Source organism: Rhodobacter sp. (assembly GCA_020637515.1).
Lineage (GTDB): Bacteria > Pseudomonadota > Alphaproteobacteria > Rhodobacterales > Rhodobacteraceae > Pararhodobacter.
Genome location: JACKKG010000001.1, coordinates 2,599,037 through 2,616,828, shown reverse-complemented (window position 1 = coordinate 2,616,828; position 17,792 = coordinate 2,599,037). Strand labels below are relative to the sequence as shown.

At 68.2% G+C, this 17,792-nt stretch carries 15 protein-coding genes; 2 read left to right on the top strand and 13 right to left on the bottom strand.

The window, feature by feature from the left end; translation table 11 throughout:
• Window positions 1–24: 24 nt before the first annotated feature.
• From H6900_12825 to lptF, 9 genes are all read right to left on the bottom strand, one after another.
• Entirely contained in the window at window positions 25–1,842 is a 1,818-nt protein-coding gene (locus H6900_12825; GenBank protein ID MCC0074162.1) for a hypothetical protein, read from the bottom strand.
• An 8-nt stretch (window positions 1,843–1,850) separates the two neighbouring features.
• Window positions 1,851–2,387 carry a pilus assembly protein gene (locus H6900_12820; GenBank protein ID MCC0074161.1) on the bottom strand — a complete coding sequence of 179 codons (537 nt, stop codon included), beginning with the start codon at window positions 2,385–2,387 and terminating at the stop codon, window positions 1,851–1,853.
• A complete protein-coding gene (locus tag H6900_12815; protein MCC0074160.1) occupies window positions 2,384–3,526 on the bottom strand; it encodes a VWA domain-containing protein in 1,143 nt (380 codons plus the stop codon). Before H6900_12815 ends, H6900_12820 begins: the two co-directional genes overlap by 4 nt.
• Before the next feature lie 313 nt (window positions 3,527–3,839).
• Window positions 3,840–4,688, bottom strand: a complete 849-nt coding sequence (gene rsmA, locus H6900_12810; protein MCC0074159.1) for a 16S rRNA (adenine(1518)-N(6)/adenine(1519)-N(6))-dimethyltransferase RsmA — start codon at window positions 4,686–4,688, stop codon at window positions 3,840–3,842.
• The gene (gene pdxA, locus H6900_12805) at window positions 4,685–5,680 is read right to left on the bottom strand and encodes a 4-hydroxythreonine-4-phosphate dehydrogenase PdxA (protein MCC0074158.1); all 996 of its coding nucleotides are present in this window, start codon (window positions 5,678–5,680) and stop codon (window positions 4,685–4,687) included. Before pdxA ends, rsmA begins: the two co-directional genes overlap by 4 nt.
• The gene (locus tag H6900_12800) at window positions 5,680–6,906 is read right to left on the bottom strand and encodes a SurA N-terminal domain-containing protein (GenBank protein ID MCC0074157.1); all 1,227 of its coding nucleotides are present in this window, start codon (window positions 6,904–6,906) and stop codon (window positions 5,680–5,682) included. Before H6900_12800 ends, pdxA begins: the two co-directional genes overlap by 1 nt.
• Window positions 6,907–7,010: 104 nt before the next feature.
• Window positions 7,011–9,215: an LPS-assembly protein LptD gene (locus tag H6900_12795; protein MCC0074156.1), complete on the bottom strand. Its 2,205-nt coding sequence runs from the start codon at window positions 9,213–9,215 to the stop codon at window positions 7,011–7,013.
• A gap of 10 nt (window positions 9,216–9,225) precedes the next feature.
• Window positions 9,226–10,326 carry an LPS export ABC transporter permease LptG gene (gene lptG / locus H6900_12790; protein ID MCC0074155.1) on the bottom strand — a complete coding sequence of 367 codons (1,101 nt, stop codon included), beginning with the start codon at window positions 10,324–10,326 and terminating at the stop codon, window positions 9,226–9,228.
• Window positions 10,323–11,435 carry an LPS export ABC transporter permease LptF gene (gene lptF / locus H6900_12785; protein ID MCC0074154.1) on the bottom strand — a complete coding sequence of 371 codons (1,113 nt, stop codon included), beginning with the start codon at window positions 11,433–11,435 and terminating at the stop codon, window positions 10,323–10,325. The genes lptG and lptF overlap by 4 nt, the downstream gene beginning before the upstream one ends.
• 157 nt (window positions 11,436–11,592) lie before the next feature.
• Here lptF and H6900_12780 point away from each other — a divergent pair, with 157 nt between their 5' ends.
• Window positions 11,593–13,056 (top strand): leucyl aminopeptidase, encoded by a 1,464-nt coding sequence (locus H6900_12780; GenBank protein MCC0074153.1) that lies wholly within the window; start codon window positions 11,593–11,595, stop codon window positions 13,054–13,056.
• A gap of 3 nt (window positions 13,057–13,059) precedes the next feature.
• Complete coding sequence (locus H6900_12775) at window positions 13,060–13,533, top strand: DNA polymerase III subunit chi (GenBank protein ID MCC0074152.1); 474 nt, start codon at window positions 13,060–13,062, stop codon at window positions 13,531–13,533.
• A 54-nt stretch (window positions 13,534–13,587) separates the two neighbouring features.
• Here H6900_12775 and H6900_12770 read toward each other — a convergent pair whose 3' ends face one another.
• The 4 genes from H6900_12770 to H6900_12755 all read right to left on the bottom strand — a co-directional run bounded on the left by H6900_12770 (window position 13,588) and on the right by H6900_12755 (window position 17,723).
• Window positions 13,588–14,376, bottom strand: a complete 789-nt coding sequence (locus H6900_12770) for a xanthine dehydrogenase family protein subunit M (protein ID MCC0074151.1) — start codon at window positions 14,374–14,376, stop codon at window positions 13,588–13,590.
• 11 nt (window positions 14,377–14,387) lie between these two features.
• Window positions 14,388–16,763, bottom strand: coding sequence for a xanthine dehydrogenase family protein molybdopterin-binding subunit (locus tag H6900_12765; GenBank protein MCC0074150.1), 2,376 nt, complete (start codon window positions 16,761–16,763; stop codon window positions 14,388–14,390).
• A gap of 88 nt (window positions 16,764–16,851) precedes the next feature.
• A complete protein-coding gene (locus H6900_12760) occupies window positions 16,852–17,235 on the bottom strand; it encodes a hypothetical protein (GenBank protein MCC0074149.1) in 384 nt (127 codons plus the stop codon).
• Window positions 17,232–17,723, bottom strand: a complete 492-nt coding sequence (locus H6900_12755; GenBank protein ID MCC0074148.1) for a (2Fe-2S)-binding protein — start codon at window positions 17,721–17,723, stop codon at window positions 17,232–17,234. The genes H6900_12760 and H6900_12755 overlap by 4 nt, the downstream gene beginning before the upstream one ends.
• Window positions 17,724–17,792: the final 69 nt, after the last annotated feature.

The window sequence follows — 17,792 nt, the reverse complement described above, 5'->3', positions numbered from 1 at the left end:
CCGTCCAACCGTTCCGAACCGGGGTCAGAACCGCGATATGGACAAGCTCGACATGCAGCGCCCGGGGCTGTAATGCCCGAGGAAGATGACATACTGGCCCGACACCGGATTGGGGATGCGCAAGCCCGCGTTCCAGCCGACGTAATCGTCGTTGAACCAGAACTGGCCGTTCGGATCGCGAATCAGCAACGTCGAGTCGCAGGTATACCCGCTGTTGCCGTCGTCCATCGTGATCAATAGGCCCGAGTTCGCATCCAGCACGTTCAAGTTGTTGTAGTTCAACACCAGCTGCGGCGAGGCGCTGATATAGCCCCAGCCCCCGCTGCTCGGGCAATCATACAGGCTGACGGATCCGCCGATCTCGCGCGGCATGGTGATGCCGGTGGGCAGGTCGTCGCGGGTCATGGTCAGCCACGGCGCCGAGATCCGGTATTCCGGGCACCCGACATAGCGCGGAAAGCGCGTCTGGGGGTCGGGCGTGTCCAGGGCCGCGACGTTGGCGGCAAAGCTCATGGGCGTCAGGCTGCCCGAGGACGAAACCGCAAGGTTGTCGATCCCAAAGGATTCCCCGGTGTCCTCGTCAAGCCCGGCGGAAAGCCCCAGGACGAACCTTTGCGGCGCGTTTTCCAAAGAGATGGTGACACGCCAAACCTGGTCGGGATCGACCCGGTCGATCTGTCCCATGAAATCGGTGCCCGAGCGAACGAGCGACATCGACACGCGATACGTCATGCCGTTCAGGAACCCCGAGGAACTGCGATTGTTCCTGTAGGGCGGCGAGAGGCGGACCTCGAAAGGGTCCCAGGAAATCGGCGTGCCGTCGATCATGATCTGGAAGATGTCGCCATGGTCCGCCGCGTAGGTGGGCGAAAATCCATCCCAGCTGTCCATGATCAGCAGGTCAAAGGAAATCGACGCATTGCCGTCTTGCACCAGCGCGACATCCAGCGAAACCGGCCGATCCCACGTTTCCTTGCCAAAGGGCCCCAGGAACGCACCACTGGGTCCGCCCTGGGTCACGGTGGACACCGACCAGCCGGTGGTGTCGCCGCGTTCGAAGTCGAAGCTCTGGCCGGCATCGGGCGGGGTCGGATCGGTGGTCGTATCCCCGGGGTCGGGCAGCGAATCGTTGCTGCCGGTCCAGGCGATTTCATAGGTGGTCTCCGGATAGACCGGATCGAACCCTTCAAAGTTGATCCAGGGCGCAAAGCGCGGACGCACCACGACCACCGGATCGAACCGGATCTGGCCGACGCCGACATTGGCAAAAGGCGACCAGATCGAGAAGGTCTCGACCAAGAGCAGCGCCTCGCCGGGCAGGATCGGCGGGATGCGGTCGGGCAGGTCCGACACCGGCATCTGCGCCCAGGCGCCGGCGAAGCTGGCGCTGGTGTCCTGGCCGAATTCGCCCAGCAACGTGTCCAGATCGTTCTGTTGCATCAACGCGAACGTGTCGTCCGGCAACCCTTGCAGGCCGCGCGTGCCATAGGACCATTGCAGCCGGTCGCGCTGGTTGGTGCTGTCCCAGATCACCGAGGACACGCGAATCCGCGTCGGATAGCGGGAATCGGCCAGGAAATCGAAGACGTTGTTCAACCCCTCGACATAATCCGCGGTGAACAGATCGGTTTCGCGCGACATGATGTCGGCGACCGTCTGGGCGGCCATTTCCGCCTGATAGCGCGCGCGGTAGCCGTCGTAGAAGACCGCGGTCGCGGCCAGCGCCCACAACAGCAGTGGCAGCGTCAGCACGAGTTCGAGCGAGACCGAGCCCCCGTTGTCAGCGCCGAAGCGACGCGCGGGGCGGGTGAAAAGGCGGGGCAGTTGGCGACCGTGTTCCATGTCAGTCCTCATGCGGGTTCGTTGGCGAAGGCCGCGCGCGACACCAGGAAGAAACCGCCCGAGCCATCGTCGGGCATTCCCAGCACCATGCCGGTCATGCGAATGAAGGGATCGACCACCGCGCAAACGCGGATCAGCATGAGTTGTTGTTGACCGGCCGAGGGGGTGAACGCCAGCACCGGGGACAGATTCTCGGCGCGGTTGACGCATTGCGCCGGCGTGTCCAGACCGGCCCAGGTTTCGGTGTCGATCGGGCGCAGCTCGATGGCGATGCTGTTTTCGCAATCGCTGATCAGAAAGCTGTTGCGGCACACCATCGCGCGGAACTCCTGAAAGTCGTTGCCGGTGATGGCGCCCAGCCGGACCTGACGGACCGCGATATCGACCGAGCGGTCCAGAAACACCTGACGCAGCATCACCGTGCCGTAGTCGATGGCCGAGAACAGGAAGGCCAGGATCAGGGGAATGCCGATCACGAATTCGATCGTGGCGGTGCCGCGATCAGATCGCAGGAACCGGCGCAAAGGGGTGGCAAGCCAGGTCATAGCGTCAGCCTCAGCGCCTGGGTCTGGATGTTGCTGGCGATCCCGGCAAAGGCGTCGGCGATGCCGCTGGCGTTGGTGTTGAAGTAGTGGCTGGGCGACGAGGCGCAGGCCATCATCAGGTTCGCGCCGCTGGTCGGCGCCTGATAGGCGACCGTATAGACCAGGATGCCGTGATCCTTCAGTTCGGTGCAGACGTTTTCGGTGTTCGTGTCCTGCTGGCCCGTGCCATAGCGTTCGCCGCAGCAGTTCTGACCGTCGGTCAGCAGGATCAGCGCGCGCACCACGTTGGGTTCGTCCCAGTCATAGGGGCGGCCCTCGAATGCCGGATCGATAATGCCGTTGGCGATCAGGCCCGAGATGGCGGGACGGATCGACGGGTCGAAGAACAGCGCGCCATAGCGGACCCCCAGGTCGATCGAGGTGGTCCCCGAGGCCATCAGCTCGTTGATATAGGTCTCGGCCTGGGTCTGGTTGGACACATAGGGGTGCACGGTGCGCCAGGTGGCGGTGCTGCAGTTCCGGCGCGCCGAGGGTTCGTTCAGGCTGCCCGTGATCTGGTTCCAGATCGCCCAGTCGTTGCACGCCCCGCTGCCCGAAAGGGACGAGAAATAATTCAGGAAGCCCGGGGGCGGCAGCACCCAGGTGTCATAGGGCACCAGCGTGATCGCGACGGTTCCGGGTTCCGCGCCCGTCAGCAGCGTGTCGGTCAGGGCAACGGCGGCGTCGCGCATCGCGCCGATCTTGCCCTGGCCGTTCATCGACCCCGAGACATCCAGGACCATGACCAGTTCCAGCTTGACCCCGCCGCCCACGGATTCTGTCGCCCGCGCGGGCGTGGCGACGGCAAAGTCGTTCACCCCGACCAGACGCATGAACAGCGACGGAACGGTCGCGGTCGGCACGACGGTGATCGTGCGCGAGCCGTCCTCGCCGGTCTCGATCCGGTAATTCGCGCCCAGTTGATCGCTCAAACCCTCGGCCGCGAAATAGGCCTGGAGGATCTGCTCGGGCGTGGCCGCGGAGGCGTTGTCGCGCAACATGGTCGCGGCAAGCACCGCGCGGTCGCTGGCGCCTTGCATCCGCAGGCGCACATCCTCGTGGCGCATCATGTCGATGGCGAGGCCCGCGAAAATGAGCATGGACACGAAAACAAAGATACTGAGAACCGCAAAGGTGCCCTCGTCACGGTGGGCAAAACGGCCAATCCTTGCGCGTGTCGCTGCGGAAACCCGGGTCGGGGTGGTCCAAACTTTGGGGCGCATGATCATCACCTTTTACAAAGGGCGCAGGGAACCCGCACCAGTCCAACACCCTGTCTAACGCACAGAGGTGGCTGAAATGGGGCGCCAAAGGGCGCGAATGTGGCAGGGAAAAGGCGAAGACCGGGTTAAGTGTTGCACAGGGGGCAACAGTCGGTCTGCGGGGGCGAAACGATCGCCGCCGCGTCCGGGGTCAGGCGCCGGCCGGATCAAGATCGCGGGCGAGGGTGCAAAAGGCCTCCAGGCCGATCTCCTCGGCCCGGGCGGTCGGCGCGATTCCCAACCGCTCCAGCCGCGATTCGATCTGCGGGTCCAGCGATTTCAGCGCCGCGCGCAGCATCTTGCGGCGTTGGTTGAACGCCGCCGCGACGACCCGTTCCAGCGTTTTCGCCGGCGCGGGAAAACGCGGTTCGGCCAGGGCGGTCAGATGCACCACGGCGGACTCGATCTTTGGCGGCGGGGTAAAGGCCGAGGGCGGCAGCGTCAGCACGATGCGCGCATCGGCGCGCCACTGCGCCAGCAGCGCCAGCCGCCCGTAGGCCTTGGTGCCGGGACGGGCGACGATCCGTTCGGCGACTTCCTTTTGGAACATCAACGTCAGCGTTGTCCAGAACGGCGGCCAACGGGCCGGCGTCAGCCATCGCACCAGCAATTCGGTGCCGACGTTATAGGGCAGGTTGGCGACGATGCGGATCGGCGGCGTCAGATGCGCCAAGGGATCGACCTGCAACGCGTCGCCGCCGATCACCTGCAACCGTCCGGGATAGGCGGCGGCGATTTCGGCCAGGGCCGGCAGGCAGCGCGGGTCCTTTTCGATCGCCAGGACCTTGCGCGCGCCTTCGGCCAGCAATCCCCGGGTCAGCCCGCCGGGGCCCGGGCCCACCTCGATCACGTCGGAACCCGTCAGGTCGCCGGCTGCGCGCGCGATGCGCGCGGTCAGATTGAGGTCCAGAAGGAAATTCTGTCCCAACGCCTTCTTCGCCTGAAGGTCGTGCGCCGCGATCACCGCGCGCAGGGGCGGAAGGCCGTCGATCTGGCTCATGGGGCGGGGTGCGCCCTGCGACGCGCCTCGGCCATCTCCCAGGCCATGACCAGCGCCGCGCGCATCGAGGCCGGGTCCGCGATGCCCCGACCGGCGATGTCATAGGCGGTGCCGTGATCGGGCGAGGTGCGCACGAAGGGCAGGCCCAGCGTGACGTTCACGCCGCCGGCAAAGTCGATGGTCTTGATCGGGATCAGCGCCTGGTCGTGATACATGCAGATCGCCGCGTCGTAGCGCGCGCGGGCGGCGGGGTGGAACAGCGTGTCGGCGGGCAGGGGGCCGGTGATGGCGACCCCCTGGGCCTGGAGGTCCCGGATCAGTGGCGCGATGAAACGGCTCTCCTCGGTGCCCATGGCGCCGCCTTCGCCCGCGTGCGGGTTGAGACCGGCCACGGCGATCCGCGGATCGGCCAGGCCGAAATCGCGGATCAGGGCGGCCCGGGTGATGGCGATCGTGCGCGCCAGCAACGCGGGGGTCAGGGCGGCGGGAACCTCGGCCAGGGGGATGTGGATCGTCGTGGGCACCACGCGCAGACCGGGGCAGGCCAGCATCATCACCACATCGACCCCGCCGGCGAGATGCGCCAGAAACTCGGTATGGCCGGGAAAGGCGAAGCCGGCGCCGTCCTTCAGGGCCTTCTTGTTGATGGGGGCGGTGACCACGCCACTGCACGCGCCGGCCTGCACCAACGCAACCGCGCGCGCGATCGCGGCGATGGTGCCGGCGGCGTTGGCGGGATCGGGGCGGCCCGGCACCGCGGCGCCAGCAAAGGGCAGGGGCAGCACCGCCAGAACGCCCCGCGGCACCGGGTCCGACGGGGTTTCGACCGCCTGCCAGCGCGTGTCCGCGGGCAAGTGGCGGGGATCGCCGATCCATACCATCGGCGCGGGGGCCCCCTCTGCCGCGATCCGGGCGGCCAGTTCCGGGCCGATGCCCGACGGGTCGCCACAGGTCACGGCCAGCGGTGCCGGCGGGGAAGCGGGCGCGGGCATCACGGATACCGGATGTCCGCGTCCGCGCGCAGTTGCTGCAAATAGACCGTGGCCTGCCCCTCGAGCGCGCGGTTCAGCAGCGCCAGGCGGGCCTGGTCGCGCGTCGGAACCCCGTCTCCGGTGACGCGCCGGGCGCAGAGCATGAGCAGCACCAGCCGGCCGTCGGTGACCGTGTTGGCCGACATCTCGCCCGGGTTCAGGCGCTCGATCTCGGTGCGCTCGGCGGCGGACAGTTCGGTCGCGGGGCGCGCCAAGGTGGCGATCGCGTCTTGCGCGAGGTCCGGAAACTCGCGCAGCACGACCGGCGCGAAATCGGCGCAACTGTCCACGGCGTCGCGGATGCGGGCGACATGGGCCAGGGTTTCGTCGCTGCGCCCGCCGGGCAAGGCGACGCGGCGATAGTCGATCTCGATCGCGCTGCCGGCAACTGCGCGGCTGTCGCGGCGGGCCCGAAGCAGGAAGAAGGCCAAAGCGCCGGGCATGTCCACGGGGCCCACCACCGCACCGATCGGGGCGGTGGCCATCTGCGAGCCCACGGGATCGGGGATCGCGGCCACGTTGATCCAGCGATCGACGCGCCCGCCCGTCGTGGCACTGGGCGCGATCGACACCTGCCGCGCGGCGTTGGCGAATTCGGTTTCGGAGCGGATGCGCTGGATCTGCGGGACGATGCGCTGCACGGTTTCAGCGAATTGCGCGTCGGTCGGCAGGAAGATCTCGGAGATCAGCACCTCGGTCACGGGTTGCACCCCCTCGACCGACAGGGCCTGGTCGATCTGTGCGTCGGTGATGCGGATCTGGCTGCCAAAGCGGGCCTGCACCAGCCCGCGCCAGAGCGCGCCGGCGCGGATGAAGCTGACGAACGTGTCGCGGTCGATGCCCGCCTGTTGCAAGCGCGCCACGAACGCATCCAGCGTAAGGTTGGCACGGCCGGCGAACTCGGTCATCGCGTCGGTCAGATCGCCCGGCTCCAGCCGGCCGCCCAGGCGCGTGGCCTCCTGTTCCTGAAGGCGCTCTTCGATCAGGCGGTCGATGGCCTGCTGGCGGGGATCGCTGCCGGTGGCGCCCAGAAATTCGAGCAAGCGCATCTTCTGCGTCACCTCGTAATTGGTGATCGCCGAGTCATTGACATAGACGGCCGCCGCAAAGGGCGATTGGGCCCGCGCCGCAGGGGCCGCGATCGCGGACAAGAGCGCCGTGGCCAGCATCACCAGGACTGCCTTCACGGGGGCGGGGCGGGAAAGCGAAGGTCGCATCGCAGCATTCCGTTCTGTTCGTCGCGCGGGTTCCCCCGGCGTAGCGGGTTCGTCCCGGGTTGAAAAGGGGCGGGTCATGCCCGGCACGTGCGTCCGCTGTCGCCGGGCGCCCGTCCGCCGATGCCCAGCAACTCGATCCTCAGGTCGAAGCTGGTCGAGGCGGTCGGATTGGTCGAGGTCACGAAATTGCGCACCAGCGACATATCCATGGACAGACATTCGGTGCGATAGGTCATGCCGGCGCGCGCCGTGGCGAACAGGCTCTGGCCGACGTCATAGTTCCAGCCGACCGTCGTCGCCCAGCCGTTGCCAAAGCGGCGTGCCAGATCGATGCTCCATTCCGACAGGTCGGTGGTGCGCGATTCGAAGGCGCTGGCGGGCAGATACAGATAGGTGGTCGAAAGGCTGGTGCGCGTGCCCTCCCACGCCAGATTGGTCTCGGTGCGGGTCAGGCGCGCGTTGGCGTCCATCAGCAGGCGCAGGCTCATCGCATAGCCGTCGGCGTTGCTCACGCGCCCCGCCAGCAACCAGTTCGAGGCGCTGAACCCCAGCGGCTGGACATGCGCGGGGTTGAATCCCGCCAGCGGCGTGCGGCGCCAGATCCGGCCGACCAGCGCCTCGCCGGTCCAGCCCTGGGGATCGTGGCGCGTCCAGCGCAGGCCTGCGTTCAGGCGGCTGTTGTCGTCGGGCGCGTCCTCGCCCGAATAGCGGCTCAGCGCGAACAGGTTGCCGCCGTCGAGTTCCGGCATCGTGTGGTCGTCGTTGGGCAGCGCGCCGCCGGACAGCCGGCTGCCGATCACCTGCACGACCGGCTCGATCACCTGCGCGACACCGCCGTCCGAGGTCCGCGCCCAGGGCCAGCGGAATTCGATCATGCCCTGCACCGCCCGGCGGGTGACGGGATTGGGATAGGCGCTGTCGTCCGAAACCCGCACATGGTCCACGCGCGCGTCCAGCGCCCCGGTGACCAGCACGCCGCCAGCCAGCACGCCGCTGCGGCGCCAGCCCAGTTCCGCATGGGCCCGCGCCACGTCGCGGCCGCGCACCCCGTCGATGGCCGAGTTCCGCCAGAACGCCCGTGCGCCCAGCCGCAGCCTGAGTTCCCCCCCCAGGGGCGTCGATTCAAGCCCGATACGCCGGTCGAGATCGGCCTCGACGACGCGGTTGGGCAGTTCGTCGTTCACGTCGGCGGCGCGCAGCGAATAGAACCCCAGGACGCGTGCCCGGGCCGCCTGGTCGCGGTGGATCCGCTCCAGCGTGACGTGGCCGCGCAGGCGCGGGTCGTCGGTGATGTCATAGGTTTCCAGATAGGTCCGGTCCGAGGGGATCATCACATCCGCGGTCAGCCGCCAATCGTCGCGCAACTGGAACAGCGCGCGGAAATAGCCATAGCCGCGCAACTCGCCGGGGCGGATCGTATCGCGCGAGATCTGGCCGCCGATCTCGATTCCGCCGTTCTGCCGGGCGACGCGCCAGCGAAAGCCCAGCGTGGCCGAGCCGCTGCTGCGCAAGGTCGGGGTCAGGGTCAGGTCGCGCGTGTCACCGAAGGGGATGAAATACGGCATCCCGACCGAGAACCCCAGCGCGCTGTCCATGCCGAAGACCGGCCGCAGGAACCCCCTGAGGCGCGGGTTTCCGGGCGCCGGCAGCGCCAGGCGCGGCGCGTAGAACACCGGCACCCCGGCCAGCCGGAATTGCGCGCGTTCGAACAGCAGGCGGCGCGTGTTCTCGTCATGGGTGACGCGGTCCGCACGGATTTCCCACAGCGGGGTCGGGTTCGTGGCGCAGACCGGGCAGCTCGAGGCGACGACCGCATCCATCTGGCTGACGCCGTTGGCGCCGCGGCGCACGCGGGCGGCGGCGATCTGCAACTGCTGGTCCAGCATGACCCGGGCGCTGGTCAGGATGCCGGTGCGCAGCGAAGGCGACAGTTGCGCGGCATCGGCCAGGATCACCTGGTCGGGCCCGTCCGAAACGCTGATCGCCCCTTCGACGATCAACTGGTCCTGGCGGCGGTCGAAAACCACGCGTTCGGCGGTCATCCGGGTGGAACCGTGCCACACCTCGACCGCGCCCGAGGCCACCAGCCGGCCCGCCCCGTCCACATAGACCTGATCGGCCATCAGCGTCGCCGGACGCGATTGCGCGGCGGCGGGTCCGCCGACCGACAGCCCCGACACCAGCCCCAGAATCAGAGCAAAGGCCAGCCAGGCCACGCGCACGACGCCGCCCGCAACCGCCGAAGCGGTCCCGGCCGGTCCTCGGGTCTTGCGCGTCACTCTCGCCAAACTAGCCATCCTCCAGGTGCAGCAATATCCCAAGCGCCAGCAGCATGGAAGCAACAGGTGGTGTCCAGATCGCCAGCGACAACGGAATCTGCCCGTTCTCTCCCAGAACTTGCGCGAAATTGCGAAGAAAGAACAGGGCGAATCCGGCAAGCACGGTCATCAGGATGCGCGTTCCGGTGCCGCCAGCACGGGTGTGGCGAAAGTTCAGCACCGCCCCGACCATCAGCATCGCCGCCATCAGGAACGGCAGCGCCAGCTCGGCCTGGAACTGCGCGCGGTGTGGCCGCGAGGACAGGCCCGCGCGGTCCAGCGCGTGGATGAATTCGGGCAGGTCCCAGACCGACAGCGTCCCGGCGCGCGCAAAGCTTTCGCGGATGCGTTCGCCGGTCAGGTCCGAGGGCAGGTCCAGCGCGGCAAAGCTCTGCGATTCCCGTTCGGGGTTGTCGGCGCGCAGGTCCCAGCGTTTGGCCCCCTCGAGGTGCCAGGTCCCGGGATCGAGCCGCGCGTGGTCGGCCTCGATACGGATCAGCGGCACGCCGGTGTCGCGGTCGAACGACAGAAAGGTGACGTGCCGGAACCCCAGCCCGTCCGCGTCCACGGACTGCGCGCGGATCACGGTCTGGCCCTGTGCGTCGCCCTGACGCATCCAGACCGCCGCCCCCTCGAGCGAGATCTGGGTCTGCTGATCGGGGCTTTGCAGCCGGCCCAGCCGATCCTGGTAGGCCCGCGTGGCCGAGGCCACCAGTGGATTGAACCCCGCGACCAGAAGCGCGCCGAACAGCAGCGTCGCCAGGAACGGCTCGCGCAGCATCCGCATGGCCGAGCGCCCCGCGCCGCGGATCACCACCAGTTCCGAGGTGCGCGCCAGCCCCAGCACGAAGGTCATCGAGGCCAGGATCGTCAACAGGGGCAGGATCTCGTAGAACGTCGCGGGAACATGCAGCAACGACAGCCACAGGATTTCCGCCATCGGCGTGGTGCCGCCGCCCAGCCGGCGCACCATTTCGACGATCTCGAACAGCATCAGCATCCCGAAGAACACGGCCGCGATCAGCGCGAAGCTGACCGCCAGGCGCATCACCAGATAGCGCCCCAGCGTCATGGCGCGCCCCCCGGCAGCCGCCGCGTGCGCGAGGCCCAGGCGATCAGCCCCAGCGCCGCCAGTGCCGCCAGTGCCAGCGGGATCGCCCCCAGCCAGGACAGGCCGACCGATCGCATGGCAGCCCCGGCCAGCGCGTTGGCCAGCGATTGCACCACGGCGATCAGCGCCACCGCCAGCACGATCTCACGCCAGAACCCCAGCCGGCTGAACCCGCCCGCGACCAGCGCCGCGTAGCCGATCAGCGCCGCCGTCAGCGCCGTGAACCCGTCCACGAAACGCGAGACCAGCTCGAAGCGGAACTGCGCCGCGGTGGCATGGGTTTCGTCGAACAGCGCCTGCGTGGGGGCGATCAGGTCGCGGGTCGGCAGCTCCTGCACCGAGCGGCCGCGCCCCGCCGGCCCGGCCAGGATGCTGAGATCATAGGTGAAATCGCTGAACCCCGTCACCGAAAGTCGCCCTGAGCGGCGGTCGTGGATCTGCGCCTGCCCGTCGATCATCACCAGTTTCGGCCCGGTCGCCTCGGGCACGATCAGGGCGGTGCGGGCGGTGTAATCGACGCGCTGCAACTGGCTGCGCGCGTCCGACAGGAAGATGCCGCGCATCGTCCCGTCCTCGGTGATTTCGTTGATGAAAAAGGTCACGCCCTCGGCCGGGTGCTGGAACACGCCGTCTTGCAGCAGCGAGGCGGTGATGTTCTGCGCCACCTCGGCCTGGCGCCGGGCCAACTGGCTGCGGGCCTCGGGCACGATGAAATGCATCAGCACGACCAGAAAGGTGGTGACGATCAGCCCGAACAGAACCACCGGCCGCGCCAGCCTGAGCGGCGAGATCCCCGCCGCCTGGATGACCGCGACCTCGGAATTGCGCAACAGGCCCAGTGTCACCTGCAAGGTGGCGACAAAGGCCGAGATCGGCAGCACGGTGCGGATCAGCATCGGCAGGCTGAGGGCGGTGAACTCCAGGAACACCGACATCGGCTGGCCGTCCCCGATCAGCCGGTCGAACAGGCTGACGGCCTTGTTGACCCAATAGACGGACACCAGCACCAGGGAAAAGAAGCCGAACACCCACAGGAGTTGCGCCAGAATGTAGCGGTCCAGGCGCGTCACGCGGGGAATCCTCGGTTGATCTCGACGGGGCTGCAATCTAGCGGGATTCGCACGGCAGGAAAACAGCTTATCGGCGGAATCCGGCCGGTGCGGCGCACCACTGGTCAAGCGTCGGGCTTGCCGCTAGGCTCGCGCCGACCTGAAAGGAGCGCCCGCCATGGCCCTTGTCGAACTTCGTTTCCTTGCCCCCGACCCGGACACCGCGATCCACCACGCCGGGCGTGTCGTCGTGCTGGCCGAATCCGAGCTGCCGCTCGCGGCGCGTCCGCTTGATCGCCGCGCGCGCGGCGCGCTGAGCCGGGCTCTGGCCAGCGACCGCTGGTCGGCCCTGGCGGCGGGCGAGGGCATCGAACTGGCGTTTCCGGCCGGGATCGAGGCCTCGGGCGTGATGCTTGTCAAACTGGCGCGCGCGGCCGGGCCCGCGGACCTGCGCAAGGCCGGCGCGACCATCGCGCGCGGTCTCAAGCCGGAGGGCGCGCTGGTGTTGGCGCAGGGTGTGCGCCGTTTGCCTCTCCTGGTCGAGGGCATCGCGCTGCGCGCCTACGACTTTGCCATGCGCGCCGAGGCCCCCAAGGCGCCCGGTCCGGTGGCCCTGATGGTGGCCGATCCCGAGGCGCGAACAAAGGACTGCGCCGAGGTCCTGCATCTGGCCGAGGCGGTGCATTTCGCCCGCGACCTGATCAACGAACCGGCCAACGTCCTGACCACCGGCACCTTTGCCGACCGCCTGCTGGCGCTGCGGGCGCTGGGGCTCGACGTCGAGGTGCTGGACGAGGCGCAACTGGCCGAATTGGGGATGCGCGCGCTGCTGGGCGTGGGGCAGGGGTCGGACAGCCCGTCGAAGGTCGTCGTCATGCAGTGGAAGGGCGCCGACACCCCGCCGCTGGCGCTGATCGGCAAGGGCGTGGTCTTCGACAGTGGCGGCCTCTCGATCAAGCCGGCCGGCGGAATGGAGGAAATGATCACCGACATGGGCGGCGCGGGTGTCGTCGCGGGGACGATGATGGCGCTGGCCGCCCGCAAGGCGGCAGCGCATGTCGTCGGTCTGGTCGGCCTGGTCGAGAACATGCCGGACGGGCGCGCCCAGCGGCCGGGCGACGTGGTGCGATCGATGAAGGGCGACACGATCGAGATCATCAACACGGATGCCGAGGGGCGGCTCGTGCTGGCGGATGTGCTGTGGTATGCGCAAGAGCGGTTCCAGCCCACCGCGATGATCGACCTGGCGACGCTGACCGGGGCCTGCGTCGTCGCGCTGGGTCACGAAAACGCGGCCGTGTTCGCCAATGACGACGCGCTGGCCGGGGCGGTGCTGAAAGCGGCCGAGGGGCAGGGCGAGGGCGCGTGGCGGATGCCGCTGGGCCCGGCCTATGACCAGCTCATCAAATCGCGCATGGCCGACATGAAGAACACCGGCGGGCGCTGGGGCGGGGCGATCACCGCGGCGCAATTCCTGCAACGTTTCGTCAAGCCCGGCACGCCCTGGGTGCATCTCGACATCGCCGGGGTCACGTTGCCACCGGGCGAGACGACGCTGGCGCCCAAAGGGGCGACCGGCTGGGGGGTGCGCACGCTCGACGCGCTGGTCAGGGCCCGGTTCGAGACCGGGACAAGCGCCTGAACCATGGCTGTCGCGCGCTTCTACCATCTGACGCAGGACCCGCTCGAGGTGCTGTTGCCGACATTGATCGGCAAGGCACAAGAGATCGGCCTGGCGGTCGCGCTGCGCGGCACCGACCGCGCGCGGATGGAGGCGCTCGACCGTCAGCTCTGGCTGGGCGAGGGGTTCTTGCCGCACGGGCTGGCGGGCGGCGCGCATGACGCCGACCAGCCCTGCCTGCTGACCTGGGACGGCACGCGCGTCTCCGACCTGCCCAACGCCACCGGCTGCCTGATCGCGCTGGACGGGGCCGAGGTCGGCGCGGACGAGGTCCGCGCCGTCGAACGGCTGTGCATCGTCTTCGACGGGCTCGACCAGCAGGCCTTGGCGCGGGCGCGCGACCAGTGGCGCGCGCTGACCGCAGCCGGGATCGAGGCCGAATACTGGAGCCGCGAGTCGGGCCGCTGGGAATGCAAGGCCCGCCACCCGCGCGCCTGAGCCATGGAAAAGGGGGCCGAAGCCCCCTTTTCGGCCGGAATCCCAACCCGGTGTCTAGTGCGCGGCCGCCACCGCGCGGCGCGTCATGACGCCGACCAGATGCGCGCGGTAGGCCGGCGTGCCGTGCAGGTCGCCGATCATGCCATCGGCCGAGGCCGACTTGCCCGCGATCGCCGCGGGGCTGAAATCGGCCGACAGCGCCGTTTCGGCCTCGGTCCAGCGGAACACGCCGCCTTCGGACGCGCCGGTGATCGCCACCCGCACACCGCCCGCGTATTGCGCCACGAACGCCCCCGTCAGCGCAAAGCGCGACGCCGGTTGCAGGAACTTGGCATAGGCGGCCTTTTGCGGGATCGGAAAGCGCACGGCGGTGATGATTTCGCCGTCATGCAGCGCGGTTTCGAACAGCCCCTGGAAATAATCGTCGGCCGCGATCTCGCGCGTGTTGGTCACCACCACCGCGCCCGAGGCCAGCACCGCCGCAGGATAGCAGGCCGAGGGGTCGTTGTTGGCGATCGAGCCGCCGATGGTGCCCCGGTTGCGCACCGCCGGGTCGCCGATCTGCCCGGCCAGCGCGGCCAGCGCGGGATAGTGACCGGCGGCCTCGCGGGCCACCACCGCGTGCGGGGTGGCCGCGCCGATGACCAGCGTGTCGCCATCGCGGCGCACGCCCTTCATCTCGGCGATGCCGGACAGCGAGACCAGCGTCGCCGGCGCGTTCAGCCGTTGCTTCATCGTCGGCAGCAGGGTCATGCCGCCCGACAGGGCCTGCGCCTCGTCGCCCGACAGGGCCTCGACGGCTTCGGCGATACTCGCGGGTTTCACGAAATCGAAGTTATACATCGCGGCCTCCCTTATTTGGCCTGCATGGCAGCCCAGACGCGCGCAGGCGAAACGGGCATGTCGATATGGGTGACGTGGGTGTGACCGCCGCGATGCAGCGCGTCGATCACCGCGTTGACGACGGCGGGCGGCGAGCCGATCGCCCCGGCCTCGCCGCAGCCCTTGACGCCCAGCGGGTTGTGGGTGCAGGGCGTGACGCAGCTGTGGTCCACCGTATACGCGGGCAGATCGTCGGCGCGCGGCATGGCGTAATCCATGTAGGACCCGGTCAGCAACTGGCCGTCGGCGTCATAGGCGCAGGCCTCGAGCATCGCCTGACCGATGCCCTGCGCCAGGCCGCCGTGCACCTGCCCCTCGACGATCATCGGGTTCACCACGTTGCCGAAATCGTCGGCGGCGGTGAAGTTCAGGATCGTCACCTTGCCGGTCTCGGGGTCCACCTCGACCTCGCAGCCATAGGCCCCGGCGGGGTAGGTGAAGTTCGAGGGATCGTAGAACGCCGTTTCCTCGAGCCCGGGTTCCAGGCTTTCCAGCGGGTAGTTGTGCGGCACATAGGCCGCCAGCGTGACGCCGGCCCAATCCACCGACTTGTCGGTGCCGGCGACCGAGAACTTGCCATCCTTCAGCTCGATATCGGCTTCCGACGCTTCCAGCAGGTGCGCGGCGATCTTCTTGGCCTTGGTGATGATCTTGTTCGTGGCGCGCACCAGCGCCGAGCCACCGACCGCGAGCGAGCGCGAGCCATAGGTGCCCATGCCCATCGGCGTGTTCGAGGTGTCGCCATGGACGATCTCGACCTGGCCGGCGTCGATGCCGATCAGCTCGGACACGACCTGGGCAAAGGTGGTCTCGTGGCCCTGGCCGTGCGAATGCGATCCGGTGAAGACGCTGATCGACCCTGTCGCGTTCACCCGCACCGTGGCGCTTTCGTAAAGCCCCGCGCGGGCCCCGAGTTGCCCCACCAGGTTCGACGGCGCGATGCCGCAGGCCTCGATGTAATGGGCGATGCCGAAGCCGCGCAGCTTGCCGGCCTTGGCGCTCTCGGCCGCGCGGGCCTCGAATCCGGCGTAGTCGGACAGCGCCAGCATCTTGTCCATCGTCGCGTCATAGTTCCCGGTGTCGTATTCGACCGCCACGGGGGTGGCATAGGGGAACTGGTCGGGCTGGATGAAGTTCTGACGCCGCAGATCAACCGGCGAAACCCCCAGCTCGCGTGCCGCCTTGTCGATCAGGCGTTCCAGCTGGAAGGTCGCCTCGGGGCGACCCGCGCCGCGGTAGGCATCGACCGGCACGGTGTTGGTGAAGACCGCCTTCACGTTCACATAGATCACCGGGGTCTTGTAGTTCCCGGCCATCAGCGTGCCGTGCAGCCAGGTCGGCACCGAGGGCGCAAAGGTGCTCAGATACGCACCCATGTTGGCGTAGGTCTCGGTGCGGATCGCGGTGAAATTGTTGTCCGCGTCCAGCGCCAGCTCGATCTTGGTCACATGGTCCCGGCCATGCGCATCGCTCATGAAGGCTTCCGAGCGGGTCGAGGTCCATTTGACGGGTTTCTTCAGGGCGCGCGCGGCAAAGGTGCAGAACGCTTCCTCGGCGTAATGGAAGATCTTCGAGCCGAAGCCGCCGCCCACGTCGGGCGCGACCACGCGCAGCTTGTGCTCGGGGATGCCCAGCACGAAGGCGCCCATCAGCAGGCGGATCACATGCGGGTTCTGCGAGGTGGTGTAGAGCGTGGACATGTCGTTCCACGGATCGTAGTCACCCACCGCCACACGCGGTTCCATCGGGTTCGCGATCAGGCGCTGGTTCACCAGCTCAAGCGTGGTGACATGCGCCGCTGCCGCAAAGGCCGCGTCCACGGCGCCCTTGTTTTCTTCGACAAAACCCCAGTCGTAGCACAGGTTCGAGGTCAGGTCCTCGTGCACCTTTGGGGCGTCCGCCGCAAGCGCCGCCTTCATGTCGATCACCGCCGGCAACTCGTCGATGTCAACGACGATCGCCTCGGCCGCGTCGCGCGCCTGTTCGGCGGTTTCCGCCACCACCACGGCAATCGGGTCGCCGACATGGCGCACCTTGCCCTGGGCCAGCACCGGGTGCGCCGGTTCCTGCATCGGCTGGCCGTGCTTGTCCGTCACCTGCCAGCCGCAGGGCAGTCCGCCGACCCCCTCGAAATCCTTGCCGGTGAAGATACGCACGACGCCGGGCATCGCCGCCGCCTGGGCCGAGTCGATGCCGTTGATCCGGCCGTGGGCCACCTGGCTGCGCAGGAAATAGGCGTATAGCTGGCCGCGCAGGTTGATGTCGTCGGTGTAGCGTCCGTTCCCTGTCAGGAAACGCAGGTCTTCGCGCCGCTTCGTGCTGGCGCCGATGCCGCCGTCCATGGGCATGGTGTCCTCCCTGAGTTCTGTGACCGGCGGGGCGTGTTCCCGCCGCGTGTCCGTGTCCTCGGGCCCGCGGTGCAGGCCAGGGGCGGGTTTATTTGCCGTTGCTCATGCCGTTGTTGTCCCAGATCTGGGCCAGGGCATTGACCACGGGTTCGGCGGCGTCGCCGGTGGTGTCGCTGTGCGCGACAAGGATCGTCACCGACACGTGCGAATCGCGGTAGGGGCACAGGAACTGCACGGCAATGTTGCCGGGTTCCAGATGATAGCCATCGACCGACCAGCTGCCGCGCGCGACATAGATGTCGGTGCTGCCGCTCGCGCGCCCGTAGGCGTTGAGCGTGCGTTCGGCGCGGTCCATGCACTCGGCCGGGCTGCCGCCATCGCCGAGGTCGCGGTCGAAGAAGCCTTCGGCCAGGGCGAGCGTCGGCAGCAGCGTCAGGCCGGCGGCCAGGGCGAGGGTGCGCGCGCGCATCATTCCGCCGCCACGCCCAGCCCCGAGACGTCCTGTCCCGATGCCGCAAGCACCGCCTTGACGATGTTGTGATAGCCCGTGCAACGGCAGATGTTGCCCTCGAGATGGTGGCGGATCTCGGCCTCGGTCGGCTTGGGGTTCTCGGCCAGAAGGGCGGCGGCAGACATCACCATGCCGGGCGTGCAGAAACCGCACTGCAAACCGTGGTGATCTTGGAACGCCTGCTGCACCCGGCCCAGCGTGCCGTCGGCGTTGGCCATCCCTTCGATCGTGGTGACGCTGGCGCCGTCCACGTCCTGCACCAGAACGGTGCAGCTTTTCATTGCCAGACCGTCCACATGAACGACGCAAGCGCCGCACTGGCTGGTGTCGCAGCCCACATGCGTGCCGGTCAGGCCCAGTGTGTCGCGCAGGAACGACGACAAGAGCGTGCGCCCCTCGGCCTCGCCCGACATGGACCGGCCGTTCACGGTCAATGTTACCTTGGTCATGAAATCCTCCCTTGGATGCGGTCATGAAAGCACGATGCGCCCCTGAGGCATATGCCACCTTAGGATTAG

Coding starts and splice junctions, on each gene's coding strand:
- H6900_12780 (MCC0074153.1), top strand. CDS start 11,593: ATGGCCCTTGTCGAACTTCGTTTCCTTGCCCCCGACCCGGACACCGCG.
- H6900_12775 (MCC0074152.1), top strand. CDS start 13,060: ATGGCTGTCGCGCGCTTCTACCATCTGACGCAGGACCCGCTCGAGGTG.
- H6900_12820 (MCC0074161.1), bottom strand. CDS start 2,387: ATGACCTGGCTTGCCACCCCTTTGCGCCGGTTCCTGCGATCTGATCGC.
- H6900_12815 (MCC0074160.1), bottom strand. CDS start 3,526: ATGCTCATTTTCGCGGGCCTCGCCATCGACATGATGCGCCACGAGGAT.
- H6900_12755 (MCC0074148.1), bottom strand. CDS start 17,723: ATGACCAAGGTAACATTGACCGTGAACGGCCGGTCCATGTCGGGCGAG.
- H6900_12760 (MCC0074149.1), bottom strand. CDS start 17,235: ATGATGCGCGCGCGCACCCTCGCCCTGGCCGCCGGCCTGACGCTGCTG.
- lptG (MCC0074155.1), bottom strand. CDS start 10,326: ATGACGCTGGGGCGCTATCTGGTGATGCGCCTGGCGGTCAGCTTCGCG.
- rsmA (MCC0074159.1), bottom strand. CDS start 4,688: ATGAGCCAGATCGACGGCCTTCCGCCCCTGCGCGCGGTGATCGCGGCG.
- H6900_12765 (MCC0074150.1), bottom strand. CDS start 16,763: ATGCCCATGGACGGCGGCATCGGCGCCAGCACGAAGCGGCGCGAAGAC.
- H6900_12770 (MCC0074151.1), bottom strand. CDS start 14,376: ATGTATAACTTCGATTTCGTGAAACCCGCGAGTATCGCCGAAGCCGTC.
- pdxA (MCC0074158.1), bottom strand. CDS start 5,680: ATGCCCGCGCCCGCTTCCCCGCCGGCACCGCTGGCCGTGACCTGTGGC.
- H6900_12825 (MCC0074162.1), bottom strand. CDS start 1,842: ATGGAACACGGTCGCCAACTGCCCCGCCTTTTCACCCGCCCCGCGCGT.